This is a genomic window from Sphingomonas natans, from assembly GCF_030546695.1.
Taxonomy (GTDB): Bacteria; Pseudomonadota; Alphaproteobacteria; order Sphingomonadales; family Sphingomonadaceae; genus Sphingomonas_I; species Sphingomonas_I natans.
In genome coordinates, this window is the sequence record NZ_JAUOTP010000005.1 from 177,533 (window position 1) to 194,244 (window position 16,712).

Consider the following 16,712-nt stretch of genomic DNA (forward strand, 5'->3'; position numbering starts at 1 on the left):
AGCGTCAAAGCGTGGAGGGACCGAGCGTTTTCTCGCATACCGGACATTGCCATTTTCCAAACGCCGTCCAATGTCCGGTGAGTTCGTTCAATAGAATTTTCTTGCCACCTTGATCGTAGCAGCCCGTGCAGTAGTGACGAGCAATTCCACCAAATACATACGCTCCTTCGTGAACCTCGGGTTCTGCTGAGACACGGCGCGCCGCGTCACGCTCCAGTGCAGCCGCCCGCTCCTTCGTTTCAGCCAACTCAACTTTTAGATTTGCGGCGTTTAGTTTGGCATCACCAAGCTCGCTTGTGAGGTCCGCAAGTAACATTTTGAAGTCTGCTTCGCCGACCTTACGATCTAGCTCCCGTAGCTTTTTTACTATGTCGATCGACGTAGAGATGCTGGAAATGATGTCCATGACACTCCTATCTCGGATCAGCAGCATTCTCGTACATCTAGGTTGCCCACCCGCTAACGCGGATTGTGGGCGATCGTAAGATCGCCCACGCCGACACGAAAAAGCTTAAATTAAGCTGGTTGTAGAATTGGGGTCATGCAGGCCTTCGCGGTTTTCACCGCTCGTTCTGCATCGACCAGGTCGAAAAACGACTGAGCCGATATGGCGATCATGTTGCCTCGCTCATCAGAGCAAAACCATCGCCACATGTACTCATCGTTCATGTGTAGCCAGAAGCTGAAACCGGCCATAGGGGCCTCCTTCAAACTTTTGGTTGCGCCAATCTCCGGACCTGATGGTCATTTGTCCTGAACGCCGCGAGAGTGAAGCCATCCGACTGTCCATTTTTGGCTCAGCATCGGCTAGGTCTATGAGCGGGTCCCCGTTTTCGCATAAGCTCGGAGGGCTAGCTGGAGATGCGGCTATGGTCCCATACGATGTTCCCCTTCTGTCAACGTTCCGTTCGTGTCGGCGGAGGGAGTAGAACAGCACTCAACCGGCTGCGCAAGGGTCGTTACGAGGCGAGGCCGAGATTCTCGTTCACCAAGCTGTGGACAAGTCCGGTGTCGGTAGATTTATTCAGCAGCGGACCGTCGTATCGGGTAGAAAACGCACTTATCCGCACAATCAAGAGATCAGTCGTAACGGCAAGCGACAGGCTGGCCGTCCGGAGTATCGACGCAAAGCCGGAAGCTGCTGTGGCTTGCGACGTAGCTCTTCCCGCGCCACTTGAACTTGGCGGCACTCTGGCGTGGCCCTAGTTTGTCCCAAGCCACCTGAGCCGCTGCGCAAAGCTCGGTCACTTCGCTCGGCGATAGATTCTCCGCTGCCAACGTTTCCCTCTTTGATCGCCTATGGTGATTTTGCCATGCCTACTTTAAACCGCCAAGCATGGCAGGAATTCGGCGCTACGAGACTACGACGGACGGTGTGCACTGCGCCACATGTGGCTTCGCCACGGTGATGAGGATCGAATTTGGTGGGGTGACCTACGACCCATCGGATCGAGAAAGACACTGCGCAACGACGGATGTGGACAATTGCCCAAGCTGGCGAGTTGCGCTTAGAGATCGGGTTCCTCTGGACTGAACACCCGCCATTCGCGGTAGTTCGCATAGGAGAACAAATCTCCTTCGAGGTTCGGGTCGATAAAGTAGCCGTATCGGCCGGGCGCGGTTCCCCACCCCTCGTAAGGAATACCGTGAACAGTAAGCTCGCTACCGGATGGTAGCGTAATCGTCGTTTCGTGTGGGATGAACCAATCCTCACGCGACCGAGGGGTGCCCTCGCGCATGTCTCTTCCGATGATTTTGGGGATCGATCAGCGGACCGCGATCGAGTGTCGCGACCATACATTTTTGGTTTCGAAAAGTCAATAGTTCCGGCGTTTTTACGCCTTGCGCTGAGGCGGTCCGCCCGCCTACTCTCTCATCACCTCGCGATGGCTTAGTCACCGGAGCGAGGTGTGCATTCACGCACGGAACACGGGTCCGCTCTGTCGGGCGGCCCGCAGAATACAATAGCCCGAAAGGGCAAATATGCGGGGCGTGCTACCCCGTGTTCGCGCGTGACTAACCGTCCCGGCACCAGCCGGGCGAACGCGGGGGCGTGTATGCTGATGTTCGCCGTTCTTTTGCAAGCCGCTACGCCACAGAGCGCCGCGACGTATCTTACCTGCACCCTTCGGGGGGATACCCCAATGAACGTTCAATTCAACGAGGCGAACAACACGGCCACTTATTCATTCACGCTAGGCGGCATCGATCGAACCTATACGGTACCGGCCGCATTCAGCGTGGACCGCGTCACGTTCAATAGCTTTACCGTGAGTCGTATCGATCTGACGTTCGAACGCGACAATGCAAAATTATACGATCTCGGGGGGATGGCACGAGTGGACCACGGGCAGTGCGTTAAAGCGGCAGCGAAAAGAGCGTTCTGAGCGTCCGTCCTTCATCAGCTATGCGGCCGACAAACAGCCCATTTCCGAACGTGGTCGGCGTCCGACCACCGCCGCCGCAGGGTCCGAGCGACCCGCAAGGGGCCGCTATGCTGAAATCAGCCTCGCTCGCGTGATCAACGTCAAGCTGACGATCAAAAAGTTATGCTCTCCTACAGCAAGAATCTGAGTTTCGTCATTTTCCTACCGGCTTCCTACCAGCGCAAACTGCTGCCAAATCGCGAGCCGACGACAACGCCCGAAGGCCTTGTAAGTATCTGTTTTTGTTGATTTATTTTGGTGGACGCACTTGGGCTCGAACCAAGGACCCGCTGATTAAGAGTCTCAGACTAAACATTGTAATCACAAACACTTAGATGCGTCTGTGCACAACATTTCAGAACATTGCTACACATTAGTCGCCAAGGGCGCTCGTTACCCATAGGCCCGAATTTGGTCACACCCCTTAGAGGCGGGGATCGCTAGACTGTGCCAACGCGTAGAGCCCAGCCGCCGGGGTTTTGCCTCAACCATCGGTTGGAATGCGAGACCTCTACGTCGGATCAAACGCGTCGGATCACCCTGCCCTTCCAGCTGTCTCGATACACGATCGCCGCCGGCCGCCCCCGTTTGACGAATAGGCGCGTAGCTTACCGCACGACGCAACCGCCAGGCCGAAGCACCCGACCGGTCTTACCAAGGCTGGGGACCGTGGCTCCCAAAGAACCCGCCGGTAGGACCCTCCTCGCCAACCAGAGCCATTCTGATCGCCGTCACGGCACCTTCTTTCGGTGTCAAAAAGCCCGAATTGCCGTTGAGGTCCGTTCTCACGTGGCCAGGCTCGACGGCGTTGACCTTGATCCCGAAGGGCGCGAATTCCTTGGCAAACGACACCGTCACCGCATTTAGCGCGACTTTCGACGACGTGTAGGCGAGCAGGTTCACGGTGGAAAACAACGAGGTCGGATCGGTGATGAGCGTCAGCGAACCAACGCCGCTGCCCATCATCACGATGCGCGCGCCGCCCGCGGCCTTCAGCAACGGGACGAATGCCTGGGTCACCCGGATCGGACCAAAAAGGTTGACCTCATAGGTGGCTTTTACCTTGCCCATGCTCAGCTCGCTCGGCGGGATCTGAAGGTCGAGCACGATCCCGGCATTGTTCACCAGGACGTGCAGCGCCTTCACCTCGCGGCCGAGCGTCTCGGCCGCGCGCCGGACGCTCTCGTCGTCGGAAACGTCAAGCTCGACGAACCGAACATCAAGACCTTCATCCCGCAGCGCGCGAACGGCCTCCTCGCCGCGGGATCGATCGCGCGCACCCATCCAGACCGAGAGACCTGCCTGGGCGAGGCCCTTGGCGATGGCGAGCCCGATGCCCTTGTTTGCGCCGGTCACCAGCGCCTGTCGATTGTCTGTCATGACGGCCTCACGCTGCGACAGCATCGGCCGGAGCGGCAACGTGCCTGCTCACGTCCCCGAACAGGCGACCTTCGACCTCGCGCGACGAGAAGCGCCATGCTCCGTCATGCTGCTCGAAGCTGTCGATGTAGCGGCCGGTCACGATCGGCTGCAGCGGTAGACCCGGCAGCTCTTGGTGGACGGTGAAGTAGCAGATCGAACTGGCAGCCGTCGCGGAGTGGACGTCTATCAAGACGTTCGAGACGGAGTGCCAGGTCCGCGGGGTGTCGTCGACGTGATATTGGAGGTTCGTCTTCAGGAAGTGGGCAATACCATCGCGTCCCTCGACGATCGTGTCGGCGACCTTGAACCGGGCGTTCGCCAGGATATCGGCATTCGCATCCACCTTCCCGTAGTCCAAATTTTGAGCATAGGTGGCGAGCAACCGACGGACCTCGCCTTCGATGATGAGCCGATCGATGGCGCTCGGAGCGATTGAATCGGTAGACATGGCATTCCTTCCTTCTCGGGAGTCTGAGTGTGAAATTCGCTGTCGGTGACGCCATCGGTGCCGCCGGCCCCGGGGGAAGACCGACGGCACGCCTGGCTATGATCGCGGGGGACGAGCGCGATCACGGCAGCTCTGAAGATTGCGAAGCGGATGATGGGCGGTCGCTCAGACCTGCGACGCGCCCCCGTCGACGAACAGTTCGGTGCCGTTGACGTAGCTGGCGGCGTCGCTGCCGAGGAACGCCACCGCGCGGGCGATCTCCTTGGGCTGGCCGATGCGGCCAATGGTGCTGCGGCCGTTGAGATAGGCCAGCGCCTGCTCGGCCTGCTCGCCGAAGAAGGAGCGCAGAGATTCGGTATCGGTCGGCCCTGGGCTCACCAGATTGATGCGGACGCCGGATCCCTTGATGTCGAGCACCCAGCCACGCACCATCGCCCGCAGCGCGGCCTTGGTGCCGCCATACACGCTCATGCCCGGCTCCGGCCGGAAAGACGCCGTAGAGCCGATCACGACAACCGCGCCGCCCTCCCCCATCAGCTTGAGCCCCTTCTGCACCGTGAAGGTCACGCCTTTCACATTGACGTCGAAAGCCCGGCCGAAATGCCCCTCGGTGATGTCGGCGAGCGGCACGATCTCGCCGGCACCCGCATTGGCAACCAGCAGATCGAGGCGCCCATGCGCGGTCTTCACATGCTCGTAGAGGCGATCCAGGTCGGCGAGCCTCTCCGTCTCGGCCCGGACACCCTCGGCGGCTTCGCCCAAAGTGGCGACGGCGGCGTCGAGCTTCTGTTGGTTGCGACCGGTGATGACCACCTTGGCGCCCTGCGAGATGAGTTCCTGGGCGATCGCAAGACCGATCCCCGACGTGCCGCCGGTAACGACGGCGATCTTCCCTGCGAACGACATAGCGAGCTTCCTCAAACGGCTGATTCGTTATAGTGATCGCTATAATCACATCGGACAGTGGCGCAAGAAATATATATATCGATCGCTACATGCGTCGGTCTTTCCTTGAGGACCGTTGTAGGAATCGCTATATGCTGACGTGTGAAGAATCCCGCATTTTGACGACGTCCGTGCGCCAGCGCAGGCCTGCCTTCGACCGCGAGAACGGCGTCGAGATCGCGCGTAGGCTCTTTCATGCAAGCGGTTACGACGCGGTCGGGATCGCGGATCTCACGCAGGCGCTCGGGATCGTGCCGCCCAGCCTCTACGCGGCCTACGGAAGCAAGCTCGGTCTGTTCGAGCGGGTGCTCCAATCCTATTGCGCGAACAACACGCTACCGCTGGAGAAGCATCTCCGGCCGGGTCGACCACCTGCGGAAGCGCTGACCGAACTCATGGTGGCAGCCGCACGGCACTACACACGCGATCCCGAACAGCTCGGCTGCATGGTCACCGAGGCCATGCAGGCGGACGATCAACAGGCGCGCGCGCTCGCTGCTAGTCTCGCAAAGACCGGTAGCGACGTGATCCGCTCCTATGTAGCCCAGTATGCCGCTAGGAAGGACGTGGAGCGGATAGCCGACTATGTCCTCCTCAACCTCCGCGGGCTCTCTTCCTATGCGCGTCTCGGATACACGCAGAAAAAGCTGGTCGATTGCTCTCGGACGGCGGGCCGAGCTTTGGATGCGGAATTTGCCTAGGCGGGCGGCGCGGGATCCCGCCGACGGTCGCCGGTGATAGCAGCGATGATGGAGGACCACTGTTGACCCAACGCGAGGCACTCCCCATCGATAGCAGGCAACGGTGCCGATGGGCCCAGTCCAACGCCTTGATGCAGCGTTATCACGATACTGAATGGGGCGTGCCCGAGCGTGATCCGCGCATGCTGTGGGAAACCCTGATGCTCGAGGGCTTCCAGGCAGGGCTCTCCTGGGAGATCATTCTTCGCAAGCGAGAGGGGTTCCGTGCGGCGTTTGCTGGCTTCAACCCACAGAAAGTGGCGGCTTTCGATGCGAAGGACGTGGAAAGGCTGATGGCCGATCCGGGCATCGTGCGCGCCCGCGCGAAGATCGAGGCGACGATTCGCGGCGCGCAGATCTTCCTGGGGATGCAGGCGCAGGGCGAAGATTTCAGCGACTATTGCTGGTCGTTCGTCGACGGCAGCCCGATCAAAGGTGACGTCGCTACGACGCAGACTGCCCTGTCGGCTGCCATCTCCAAAGCGCTAAAGGCCCGCGGCTTTAAGTTCGTTGGACCAACAATAGTCTACGCGTGGATGCAGGCGGTCGGCATTACCAATGATCATGAGCACAACTGCTTTCGGACGAGTGAGGTCGGTGAAGAGCCGTGTGATATTCGGTGATCGGTACGATTGCTCAATCGAAGCGCGTCTTTTGACGCTTCGAGCGCGACGGCTTTGAGACGACCGCGGCCCGGAACCAGACCCTTCCGAGCACTCCGCGCCGCGCCAACGTTCGCCAACAGTTCACCTCGGTCTGACGTCCGCATTCTGGTCTGACATCGATACGCCCGTACCGCGTCGAAAGGTGGAATAAAGTCGCTCAGAAACCCGAGGTCGAAGTCGCCTGCTGCACCACCAACTGCCAGCGACCATCTCTTCTGACCAATACGTCCGTGAAGCGCAAATACATCTCGCCATAGTGCCCGAAGGCTGTGCCGCCGATATGATCGACGCCTGTGACGACAGCCGTCGCGGCCTCCACCATGAGGAAGGTGCCGAGATCGGCGGCGAAGGCCGGATTGCGGGCGACATGAAGCGCGAGCAGCTCGGTCTTCATCATCGCAGCTCATCGCCCAGGCGCTGGCTGATCTTGGCCTTCTCGGTCTCGGTCGTCTGCACCGGCTCTTCGGCCTGGGACCCCGTCCTCGACTGCCGGTGCATCGTCGACCACCTCGGCCGGCGGCACCACGAACAGCTCTTCATGGACGCGCGGCGTGCCATCCTGCCCGATCACGACAAAGGCCACTGCCCCGGTCCGCTGGTCTTCGGACAGGATCGGCGTCCGGTCGACGAGTGCGCCCAGTTCTTCCTCGAGCGCCTCGAGTCGGGCTTCCTCCTCGTCCGACAGACTGTGGCCGCCGGCGGCTGCTTCGATCGCATCGATCGTCTGCTCGATCTCGCTCTGGCGAAGTTCTTGCTCGGGCGTAAGCGGCGGCAACTCGCCGCGTAGCGGCTGAAGGTCGTAGGTCTCGGCATAGGGCACGTGCGTCGCGCTGACGACACGAACCTCGGCGAACCCGTCGCGCTCGCGGACCTGCGCGGCAGCATCGTCCAGACGCTCCTCCACGAGGCGATCGACGAGTTGCGTGTCGAGCCACGCCTCCGTGTCCACGTCCGTGAACAGGTCGGAGTCGACCCGGCCGCCGGCCGCCAGATAGACGTCGCGGCCGACGAGCAGCGCACGGGGATCGTTCGCGCGATAGCTGTACGAAGCGAGCCGGCGGCGTATCTCGCCGACATTGTCGCTATAATAGGTCTCGTGCAGTTGCGCGTAGATCACCGCCTGGCGCTCGACGTCGGAGGTCGAGACATAGGCGCTCGCCACATCCAGCGTGATGTTTCCCCCGGCGAGCGCCTCGAAGATCGGGTTCGCGAGCGAGGCGAGGCGCAGCCGCCCCAAGACGAAGCGCTCGGTCAGGCCGAAGCGCTTGGCGACATCGGCGGGCGACTTGCCTTCGGTCTGGATGATATCCTGGAACGCCCGGCAGGCGTCTGCAGGATTCAGCGCGAGACGGAAGAAATTCTCCGAAAGGCTGATCTCGATCGCATCATTGGCATCGGCCAAGACCAAAACGGGCACCGGATAATCGGGCGCTAATGTGCCGGCTTCGATCAGGCGATGGACGCAGCCCAGCCGCCGTCCGCCCGCCGTGATCCGGTAATGCCCCTTTTTGCGCGAGACGGGCAGGCCAACCAGATTCTGGATGATGCCGCGCTCGGCGATGTTCGCCTCGAGCTGGGCGTCGGCTGTGGGATCGGACGATGTGCGAACATTGGAAGGCGACGGCGCCAGCTTGGAGGCTGGGACCAGGATAGGAAGTTGAGTCATGGAAAAGCTCCGATTGCTCGCGGACTGACCATCAGACCGCGGCGCCCATCCCCGCCCCCTTCCCTCCCCGCCTTGTGCCGCTCGCGACGGCCGAGCGCGCTATTTCGGCTCCGGCGCGAGCGACAGCGGGCTCAGCCGAAGCGCGTCGTTCCAGTCGCAAGCGGGCACCGAGGGCGTGACCATCCGGCTGTTCGAACATGAAGATCAGCTTCTCACCGATTTCGCCATCGCGGAACGGGAGACGTTGATCGGGCTGATCCGCGGATCGAAACCTGGGAGCAGCCACCCGGCAAATAAGAAAGCCGATCACGCTGCTGAGGGCCTTGCTTCGGCGCGTCCGTTTGGTTATTTCTCATAACAATAATTGAGGGGACTATCGTGACGACGCTGGCCGAAAACGTGTCGACGCATTCGGCATCAGGTGCGCTATTCCAGCCTCTGAACCCCGTAATCAGCGCCGTCATCCGGTGATTGTCTATCCGAAGGAACAAGGCATTGTCGCGCTCGATGCCCCGAGCCTCACCAACGTGGACGCGGTGTAATGAAGACGTCGGTCTGCATCATCGGCGCCGGGCCTGCTGGACTGCTGCTCGGCCATCTCTTGCGCGCCGCGGGCATCGATACGATCGCGCTTGAGCGTCAGTCGCCCGATTATGTTCTGTCCCGCATTCGCGCCGGCGTCCTAGAGCGTGTCACCACCGACCTCATGACTCGGCTTGGGCTCGATACGCGGCTGAGAGCGGAGGGGCTTCCGCATGACGGCTTCAACCTTGCCGACGGTGATCGCTTGATCCGGATCGATGTTGCCGGGCTGACCGGTCAACAAGTGATCGTTTATGGCCAGACCGAACTCACGCGAGACTTGATGGAAGCCGCGCCCAGACGCGGGCTGGAGATCATCTACGAAGCCGGCGACGTCGCGGCCCACGATCTTGAGAGTGACACCCCTTACGTAACCTTCACTAAAGATGGCGTGGAGCAGCGCATCGATGCTCGCTTCATCGCCGGCTGTGATGGCTTCCACGGGCCGTCGCGCAAAGCGGTGCCGGCGGACATCGGTAAGACTTATGAGCGCGTCTATCCATTCGGTTGGCTAGGCATTCTGGCGGACGTGCCGCCGTGCAATCACGAGCTGATTTACGCCAATCACGAGCGGGGGTTCGCGCTCGCCTCGATGCGTTCAGCAACGCGCAGCCGCTATTATGTCCAGGTGCCCGTCGGCGAGAATATCGAGGATTGGCCCGACGAGCGGATCTGGGACGAGTTGGCCATCCGCCTCGGGCCGGAGGCAGCGGGGCACATGACGCGCGGCCCCTCGATCGAGAAATCGATCGCGCCGCTGCGTTCGTTCGTGTTTGAGCCGATGCGTTATGGCAGCCTGTTCCTCGCCGGTGACGCGGCGCACATAGTTCCGCCGACGGGCGCTAAGGGCCTGAACCTCGCCGCCTCTGATGTGGCCTATCTTTCCGACGCGCTGATCCGATGGTTCTGCAAGAATGATGTTGCCGGTATTGAGGGTTATTCCGAAAAGGCGCTCGCTCGCGTCTGGAAAGCGGAGCGCTTTAGCTGGTCGCTCACGTCGCTCATGCACCGCTTTCCAGACACCGACGAATTCGGTCGGGCGATGCAGGTTGCTGAACTGTCCTATGTCGCTTCGTCTAGAGCCATGCAGACGGCGATTGCGGAAAATTATGTCGGGTTGCCACTCTGACAGGCGTATGAGGTGCGAGTAGCGAAGCCCTCGCTCACGCGCCGCTTTCTACTTGCCTCTCGCAAGCTCGCTGTCCTCCTGATCAGCATCTATCATCTGAGCCCGCCAAAAAGTGGGCTGTGCTTTGCGGTCGCGCCGGTGATCGTCGCGGGCACACTGTTCCTGCGCGGGATGTAGCCGCGCCGGCCGGGAGCGGTTGTTCCACTATCCACGCCTGCCTCCTAACGGCGGCGTCGCGCCTGACCGGGACTTCCGTATGGCCGGGCTGTACGATTTGGGCCTCGTGGGGCCGGTAATGCTCATCGGCAGCGGCATCGCTACTCCGATCATGCTCGCCACCGGACTGTGCGCAGAGCCGGGTGTCGCCGGCACCGCCTCCAGCATGATCGGCGCAAGCCAGATACTCATCAGGGCCGGACTGTCCACGCCGCTGTTTGAGATCGGCGCATCATTGCGTGTCACGCTTCTCGCGTGACCGTACCAACCCTTGCTAGCCGACGGCCTGCTCATCGTCGTAGGCCTCACGGACCGGAGGTCAGCCTCCGGATCCTCAGACATCCTCGAGAACGGGCCTTGAGGCGACGCAATAAATCGCGGAACGCAGCCTTTCACGCGTATCGATCGCTCGCCGCGGACTCAGAAAATTCCCTTGCGCTCAACTGTCCAGTGTGAACGCCGGCAAAGTCCGCACTCGGCGCCTGCGAACATCGCTCCGGCTCGGCTGTCACGCTTCAATTGCCAATCGAGCCAGTTGACCACGACCACGCCATATTCGCCGCCGTGCGGCGCCGTATAGAACGTGCCGCCATGCCCTACCGGCAGCCACGCGAAGAGCGCCGGCACGGCGGTGATCCGATCGAAATCGTCCTTGGCATTTTCGTAGGCGATGTCCGCCGGCCCGCCATTCACATAGGCGACGGGCCCGTGAATGTCGGCGAGCTGCGCCTTCGTCACCGAGATCTGGCTCCGGCCCGAACTGGTGCCGCGATTATAGACGCCGCTGCTGAGCACCATGCTCGTCCTCACGCGCGGATCGGCGGCGACGGCGATCGCCTGCAGCCCGCCGCAGCTATGCCCCATCACCGCGACCGCCTGCGGATCGAGGCGCCCATAGAAAGCGCTCAGCTTGCGGCCATTCTCCGCCAGCGCCCAATCCAGCCCCTGCACGATCTGCGACGCCTGCGTCTCGTCGGGCAGCTGCCGCGGCGGGACGACGCCCGGTGCGCCGGCGGGCGGCGTAGGCGTGGTCGAGAAGGCCGGCGCGGGGCGCAACGGTTCCTCGCGCCGCGCATGGCCGGCAGCGACGACGAGGTAGCCGTGCGACGCGACCTCGCGCAGGAAGCCCGCATAAGCGAGGCCGTTGTCCCGGCACGCGCCATTGCCCCAGAGTACAATCGGCATCTTGGCCCTGGGCAGCGCCTGCGGACGATAGATGGTGTGATCGTCCAGCGAGGCCGGCACCTCGGCCACCGCCGGATACGCACCGCTGCCGCCCGGCGATCCGATCACGCCCGGCGGCAGCGCGGGGGCGGGGGGCGGCACATCCTGCGCCTGAGCGACGGCGACGAGCCCGACACCCGCCAGAATGGAGAACAGCATCCTCTTCATCGTCACAGTGCCTTTCAACGAGGGATGACGGGCAGGTCGACCGCCGAGGGGTGGGCGGCGTCCGCATAGACGCTGATCGTCTTGGCCAGCCCCGGATCCCGCGCCCGCTGGCGGGGATCCGCGCCGGTGATCGTCAGCTGGACGCGATGCCCCGCCTTGAAGATGTACGAGGTTGGCATCAGGTCGATGTCCAGCTTGACCGGCTCGCCGGGGGTGAGCGGCGCGGCATCCTCGGCGAAGGCGCGATGCCACGGCACACCCGTCGGCATCGCCCACGGCGCGGTCGTCGTCGCGCGCAGCGACGCCTTGAGCCGCCCCTCGGTGACGACCACGACCGTCCCGTCCAGCGCGACATCCTCGAGATAGGCGAACACATCCGCATCGCGCGCGTCGGCGGCCATCCAGACGGTGGCGACCGGATGCCCGGTGACTTCCTTGTTCGCGCCGAGCACCTTGTCGGCAAAGCTGACGCCCGCGCCCGCATTGTGGCACGGCTGGGCGAACGGCCCGTCATTCTCGGTCGGGCAATGCACGTCATAGTTGACCGCAAAGCTGGCGGGCTTGGCGCTGCCGGCCCGTTCCCCGAGCGTCCCCGCCCCGAAGAAGCGCCGCTCGGTCCGCGTGCCGGCCAGCGGCCAGCTCGTGGTCGTCCGCCACGCCGTCGCGGCGGGCGCCCCGATCGTGAAATAATGGATCGGCGGCTCGCTTGTGAAGCCGGTGTCGATGCCCTTCAGCTCGGCATCGAAGAAGCGGTGGACCTCCTCGAACAGCGGAAAGTCGTCGTTCGTGCAATGCTGCCACGGGCCGATCAGGATGCGCGCGTCGGGCACGTTCATCCGCGCGATCAGCCCCTGGTCGCGCAACTCGTCATACCAGCCGCCGAGAATGTAGAGCGCCACGCCCGACCGCCGGATCTGGTCGGCATAATCGGCGGCGCTGCCTTCCTGCCAGAAGCGGCTGGCGACCAGCGACGAGAAGCTGTCGCGATAGGGCAGCTGCTTCCACATCTCGAGCAGGTTGGTGGAGCGCTGATGCTCCTCCGCCGCCTGGCGCAGCATCGTTTTGTCCGCATCGCCCTCGACCGGGACCGTATCCATGTCCTGCGCGATCGTCCGCGACGGCCCCGTCCCCCATTGCGCGAAGATGCCGCCGCGCCGGAACGGATCATATTTGTGCCACGAGAAGCAGCCCGCGAAGACCGCCTTCAGCGCGGGCGGCCGCACCGTGATCGCGTGCATCGCCGCGTCGCCCGTATTTGAGCAGCCATAGATGCCGACCTTGCCGTCCGACCAGGGCTGCGCGGCCAGCCACTGCGTGATCTCGTACGCGTCCTGCGCCTCGTTGCGATCGTGATAGCCGCGCCGCTCGCCGAACGACTGGCCGTTGCCGCGCCGCGCGATCTGCACGACGACATAGCCATATTTGGCGAGGTTCGGCAGGTCGCGCAGCCCCGGCTCGGTGCCTCGGCGCGTCGGATCCGGCGCGATATTGAGCGCGCCGTGCCAGATCACCGGAAAGCGACCGTCCGCCGCCTTCCCGCCGCGCGCCGGCCGGTCGATGCGCAGCGCGATCTTCACCCCGTCGCGCATCGGCAGATAGAGGCTGTGCGAGACGATCTCGGGAAAGGCTTCCAGCGGCGCATAATGCCCGAAGGATGGCGCGGATGTCGTGGCCGGTGGCGGCGCGGACGAGACTGGCTCGGCGCGCGCCGCCGACACGCCCGCGAAGGCCAGCGCCAGCGCAACCAGCAGTCGGCGCATCACCAGGTCTTCCGAACGCTCACCGCCAGCATCCGCCCAACCGGGTTGGCCGCAGTCGCGTCATAGCCGCCGCTGCCGTTACCCGAGGGCGCGATGTTCACATAAGGCGGGTCGATGTCGAAGAGGTTGCGCACCTCGAAGCCGACCACGAGCTTGCCGCCCGTGAAGCGCTTCGATCCGTCGCCGTCGATCGTCCAGCCGACGCTGAAGTCGATCGGCGTATAGCTCTTCACCGACTCCACCGGGGTCACGGCGTTGTTGGTGTAACCGCCGACATGCGTCGCGGTCAGCTGCATGCGCACGTCCTTGTAATCCCAGGTAACGCTGCCGCGCGCCTTGAACTTCAACGGGAAGAAGATCGTGTTCTTGCGATCGATGAGCGTGCCGTTGGGCGAGATCGCCGCCTCGAACCGGGTCAAATAGGTCGCGTTCGCATTGAGCGTGAAGGTGCCGGCAGTCTGCGTCGGCACGCGCCAATTGGCCGTGAAATCGAGGCCTTCGGTATAGGACACGCCGAGATTCTGGTTCCGCCCGTCCACGAACAACGTCACGTTGTTCGGCGATCCACCCGGAAAGGCACCCGACGAAAGCGTGATGCCCTGCGCCAGCAACTCCAGCACGCGATCGCGCGCCGCCGTACCCCGTAGGATGATGTTCGTGCCCGCAAACTGCGCCTCGCGCGACAGGATCGCGAGATCGGACAAATAGGTGTCGACCTGGTTGCTATATTTGACGTTGAAGTAGGTCGCGCTGAGGCGAAGCCGCGACGTCACGTCCCAATCCGCGCCCGTGGACCAGGTCGTCGCCTCTTCAGGCGCAAGGCCGAGGTTCGCACCCGACAAGGCCACGCCGATGATCGGCGCGCCCGCCGGGTTCTGGTAGGTCTGTACGAACAGATTGTTCGAATTGCCGTAGATCTGCGTGATCAGGGGCGCGCGGAACGATGTGCCGTAGCTGCCGCGCAGCGTGAAGCCGCGCACCGGCGACCAGTTGACGCCGAACTTCGGGTTGGTCGTCTTACCGACATCGCTATATTTGTCGTAGCGGACGGCGGCGTCGATCTCGAGCCGCTGGAAGCCCGGTATCGCGTTGCCGGAGCCGAAGATCGGCACGAGCAGTTCGGCATAGCCGGAATTCACTTCGCGATGGAAACGGCGGAAGACGACGGGCGTGCCGACTGCGCCCCGGCCATTGCCGAGGTCCGTCTGGATCTTCTGTCCTTCATAGCCCGCTGCCAGTTTAACATCGCCGCCGGGCAGGCTGAGCAACGTGCCGTTGAGCCGCGCCTCATAGCCGTTGAACTGGTTGAGCGTCGGCGAGAAGGAGACGAAATTGCTGATCGCCGCCAACGTCGCGGCGCTGGTGCGGCCGAGGCCATAGGGATCGAACGCCGTCGCCGGATTGTTGCTGGCAAGCGCCGCGTTCAGCGCGGCGTTGTTGAGCCCGCGATAGCTGTTCGACTGGTCGTTGCCGCGCCCGTAGGTGAAGATGCCCTCCAGCTGCCAGTTCTGCGGCAGTTTGATGCGCACGCCCGGCGTCACCTCCCAATTGCGCGCCCGTCCCGGATTCACGTTGAGCGGCAGATCGCGCAGGAAATTGTAGCCGAGCGTATAACTCGTGCCGGTAAAGCCCGCCGGGCGGACGAAGAAAGCGTTGGTCTGCGGCACGGTCAGCGTCGCCGAGGCGGACGCGGGAAGACGCGAGAATTTGCGCCTTGTGTAGAAGCCGTCGGCGAACACCGTCAGCCAGTCGTTCACCTCCTGCGTGAAGGTGAAGTTGGACGAGATATATTCCTGTTTCGGGAACAGGTCCTGGCCGATCACGTCATCGCACAAATTGGTCGTGCCCGCGACGAGCGAGCCCGCAGTCGCTTGGGTTACGCCCGCCGTAGGAATGGCATAGTTGATGCCGTTCGCGGTGATCGTCCCCGGATTGCAGCGGTTGACGCGATAGTCGCGGCCACCCGATCCGGTCTGGTTCGATCGGAAGAAGGTCCGGTCGTCGCCGCTCAGGTTCGACCGGCGGACCCATTCGCCCGCGACCATGAACTGACCGGTGCTCCACACCTTACCGAGCGCCAGGCCCGTCTGATATTCGGTGAAGTCGCCGCTGTCGGAAATGCCCGCGCGCGCCGACATCTCGCCGCCGTCGAGCGTACGGCGCGGGATGAGATTGACCACGCCCGCCACAGCGTCCGAGCCGTAGATGGCGGACGCGCCGTCGGCGACCACCTCGACCCGCTCCAGCCCGAGCGTCGGGATCGCGGAGGGGTCGAAGGCGCGGCTGTTGTTGACGGCGCGGTGGCCGTCGACGAGGATCAGCGTCGCATAGGGGCCGATGCCGCGCAGGTTGACGCTGTTGCCATAGGTGATGTTGCCGTTGCCGCCCGATTGGCCGCGCGAATTTTCCGAAACGCCGAGATCGAAGACCTGCGGGATCTGGCGGATCAGGCGATCGGTGGTGACCGCGCCCGAGGCGACGACGTCGTTGCGGCCGAGCGAGATCACCGACGAGCCGACCGGGGCTGCGCCGCGAAGACGGCTGCCTGTCACGATGATGTCTTCGGCCTGCGTGACCTGCGTCGGCCCGGCTGCGGGCGCGTCCCCGGCGATCGGCGTCTCGGCCGGCGGCGGCGTGGTCTGCGAAAAGACAGGGGCACCCGCGGCCCCAAGCGCAAGCGCCAGAACCGAAACCGACATGCGGAAACGCTGCTGAGCCATCCTTATCATCCTCCCGATCGGGCGGAGCTTTTGCTCTCGCCATGCACCGGGCTTTGCGCCTCGGCATCGTCAATCTGGATCTAGATCGTGGTGACTGTCAACCGTTTTTGCGATGCGGCATAACTACTCGAGAGCGAGGCAGATCTCGTACATCCGATCCAACAGCCGATTGAGTACGCGCAATTCCTCGCCCGTCAGACGGCTAAGCACACGATCTTCGATCACCGACAGGTGATCGAGCAGCATTGTCAGGAACGCCTCGCCTTCCGGAGTCGTGAACAAGGCGTGCCGCCGCCGATCGCCTTCGGCCGGCACGCGGCGCGCGAAGCCGCGACGCTCGAGCTCGTTGACGATCAGCACCGCCGCCGACTTGTCGAGCAGCACCGCCTTCGCCGCTTCGGACTGCGAGATCCCGGGGTTCGCACTGATTAGCGCCAGCGTCGACATCATGCCCGAACGCAGCCCTTGCCCCACCATAGCGGTGCCGAAATCGCGTCCGAAGTGCGTCTGGATTCGCCGCAGCCGGAAGCCGACGAGATCGCCGAGCCGCCCCAACTGGAGCGAGTCGCGCGCGGTACCGGCAGTTTCCGCGTCATTCACC

18 protein-coding genes are annotated in these 16,712 nt (G+C 63.1%); 6 read left to right on the forward strand and 12 right to left on the reverse strand.

All coding sequences use genetic code 11. From position 1 onward, the window contains the following. Positions 1-4: 4 nt before the first annotated feature. The 3 genes from Q4F19_RS12605 to Q4F19_RS12615 form a co-directional block, all read right to left on the reverse strand. Positions 5-406, reverse strand: coding sequence for a hypothetical protein (locus tag Q4F19_RS12605; RefSeq protein WP_303543077.1), 402 nt, complete (start codon positions 404-406; stop codon positions 5-7). Between the two features lie 110 nt (positions 407-516). After that, on the reverse strand, positions 517-696 hold the full coding sequence (locus Q4F19_RS12610) for a hypothetical protein (RefSeq protein ID WP_303543078.1): 180 nt from the start codon (positions 694-696) through the stop codon (positions 517-519). 812 nt (positions 697-1,508) lie between these two features. Then, positions 1,509-1,739, reverse strand: coding sequence for a hypothetical protein (locus Q4F19_RS12615; protein WP_303543080.1), 231 nt, complete (start codon positions 1,737-1,739; stop codon positions 1,509-1,511). A 318-nt stretch (positions 1,740-2,057) separates the two neighbouring features. Here Q4F19_RS12615 and Q4F19_RS12620 point away from each other — a divergent pair, with 318 nt between their 5' ends. Continuing rightward, positions 2,058-2,387 carry a hypothetical protein gene (locus tag Q4F19_RS12620; protein WP_303543082.1) on the forward strand — a complete coding sequence of 110 codons (330 nt, stop codon included), beginning with the start codon at positions 2,058-2,060 and terminating at the stop codon, positions 2,385-2,387. Positions 2,388-3,077: 690 nt separating this feature from the next. Here Q4F19_RS12620 and Q4F19_RS12625 read toward each other — a convergent pair. From Q4F19_RS12625 to Q4F19_RS12635, 3 genes are all read right to left on the reverse strand, one after another. Next, positions 3,078-3,830: an SDR family oxidoreductase gene (locus Q4F19_RS12625; protein ID WP_303543084.1), complete on the reverse strand. Its 753-nt coding sequence runs from the start codon at positions 3,828-3,830 to the stop codon at positions 3,078-3,080. After that, a complete protein-coding gene (locus tag Q4F19_RS12630) occupies positions 3,814-4,296 on the reverse strand; it encodes a nuclear transport factor 2 family protein (RefSeq protein WP_303543085.1) in 483 nt (160 codons plus the stop codon). The genes Q4F19_RS12625 and Q4F19_RS12630 overlap by 17 nt, the downstream gene beginning before the upstream one ends. Positions 4,297-4,461: 165 nt before the next feature. Then, complete coding sequence (locus Q4F19_RS12635) at positions 4,462-5,202, reverse strand: SDR family NAD(P)-dependent oxidoreductase (RefSeq protein WP_303543087.1); 741 nt, start codon at positions 5,200-5,202, stop codon at positions 4,462-4,464. 89 nt (positions 5,203-5,291) lie between these two features. On the opposite strand from Q4F19_RS12635, the gene Q4F19_RS12640 reads away from it, so the two are divergent. Together Q4F19_RS12640 and Q4F19_RS12645 are read left to right on the forward strand one after the other, a co-directional pair. Next, complete coding sequence (locus tag Q4F19_RS12640) at positions 5,292-5,942, forward strand: TetR/AcrR family transcriptional regulator (RefSeq protein WP_303543089.1); 651 nt, start codon at positions 5,292-5,294, stop codon at positions 5,940-5,942. Between the two features lie 86 nt (positions 5,943-6,028). Beyond that, complete coding sequence (locus Q4F19_RS12645; protein WP_303543396.1) at positions 6,029-6,604, forward strand: DNA-3-methyladenine glycosylase I; 576 nt, start codon at positions 6,029-6,031, stop codon at positions 6,602-6,604. A gap of 199 nt (positions 6,605-6,803) precedes the next feature. Here the strand turns inward: Q4F19_RS12645 and Q4F19_RS12650 are convergent, their stop codons facing one another. Next, a complete protein-coding gene (locus Q4F19_RS12650) occupies positions 6,804-7,040 on the reverse strand; it encodes a nuclear transport factor 2 family protein (protein WP_303543091.1) in 237 nt (78 codons plus the stop codon). A 9-nt stretch (positions 7,041-7,049) separates the two neighbouring features. Further along, positions 7,050-8,312: a ParB/RepB/Spo0J family partition protein gene (locus Q4F19_RS12655; RefSeq protein WP_303543093.1), complete on the reverse strand. Its 1,263-nt coding sequence runs from the start codon at positions 8,310-8,312 to the stop codon at positions 7,050-7,052. 175 nt (positions 8,313-8,487) lie between these two features. Here Q4F19_RS12655 and Q4F19_RS12660 point away from each other — a divergent pair, with 175 nt between their 5' ends. The 3 genes from Q4F19_RS12660 to Q4F19_RS12670 all read left to right on the forward strand — a co-directional run bounded on the left by Q4F19_RS12660 (position 8,488) and on the right by Q4F19_RS12670 (position 10,498). Continuing rightward, positions 8,488-8,670, forward strand: coding sequence for a hypothetical protein (locus Q4F19_RS12660; RefSeq protein WP_303543096.1), 183 nt, complete (start codon positions 8,488-8,490; stop codon positions 8,668-8,670). Positions 8,671-8,853: 183 nt separating this feature from the next. Further along, entirely contained in the window at positions 8,854-10,023 is a 1,170-nt protein-coding gene (gene pobA, locus Q4F19_RS12665; protein ID WP_303543098.1) for a 4-hydroxybenzoate 3-monooxygenase, read from the forward strand. Positions 10,024-10,279: 256 nt separating this feature from the next. Next, complete coding sequence (locus tag Q4F19_RS12670; RefSeq protein ID WP_303543100.1) at positions 10,280-10,498, forward strand: hypothetical protein; 219 nt, start codon at positions 10,280-10,282, stop codon at positions 10,496-10,498. Between the two features lie 161 nt (positions 10,499-10,659). Here the strand turns inward: Q4F19_RS12670 and Q4F19_RS12675 are convergent, their stop codons facing one another. The 4 genes from Q4F19_RS12675 to Q4F19_RS12690 form a co-directional block, all read right to left on the reverse strand. Next, a complete protein-coding gene (locus tag Q4F19_RS12675; RefSeq protein WP_303543102.1) occupies positions 10,660-11,631 on the reverse strand; it encodes an alpha/beta hydrolase in 972 nt (323 codons plus the stop codon). A gap of 14 nt (positions 11,632-11,645) precedes the next feature. Continuing rightward, entirely contained in the window at positions 11,646-13,391 is a 1,746-nt protein-coding gene (locus Q4F19_RS12680) for a CocE/NonD family hydrolase (protein WP_303543103.1), read from the reverse strand. Beyond that, positions 13,391-16,111: a TonB-dependent receptor plug domain-containing protein gene (locus Q4F19_RS12685; RefSeq protein WP_303543104.1), complete on the reverse strand. Its 2,721-nt coding sequence runs from the start codon at positions 16,109-16,111 to the stop codon at positions 13,391-13,393. The genes Q4F19_RS12680 and Q4F19_RS12685 overlap by 1 nt, the downstream gene beginning before the upstream one ends. Before the next feature lie 123 nt (positions 16,112-16,234). After that, on the reverse strand, positions 16,235-16,711 hold the full coding sequence (locus Q4F19_RS12690; protein WP_303543105.1) for a MarR family winged helix-turn-helix transcriptional regulator: 477 nt from the start codon (positions 16,709-16,711) through the stop codon (positions 16,235-16,237). Position 16,712 lies beyond the last annotated feature (1 nt).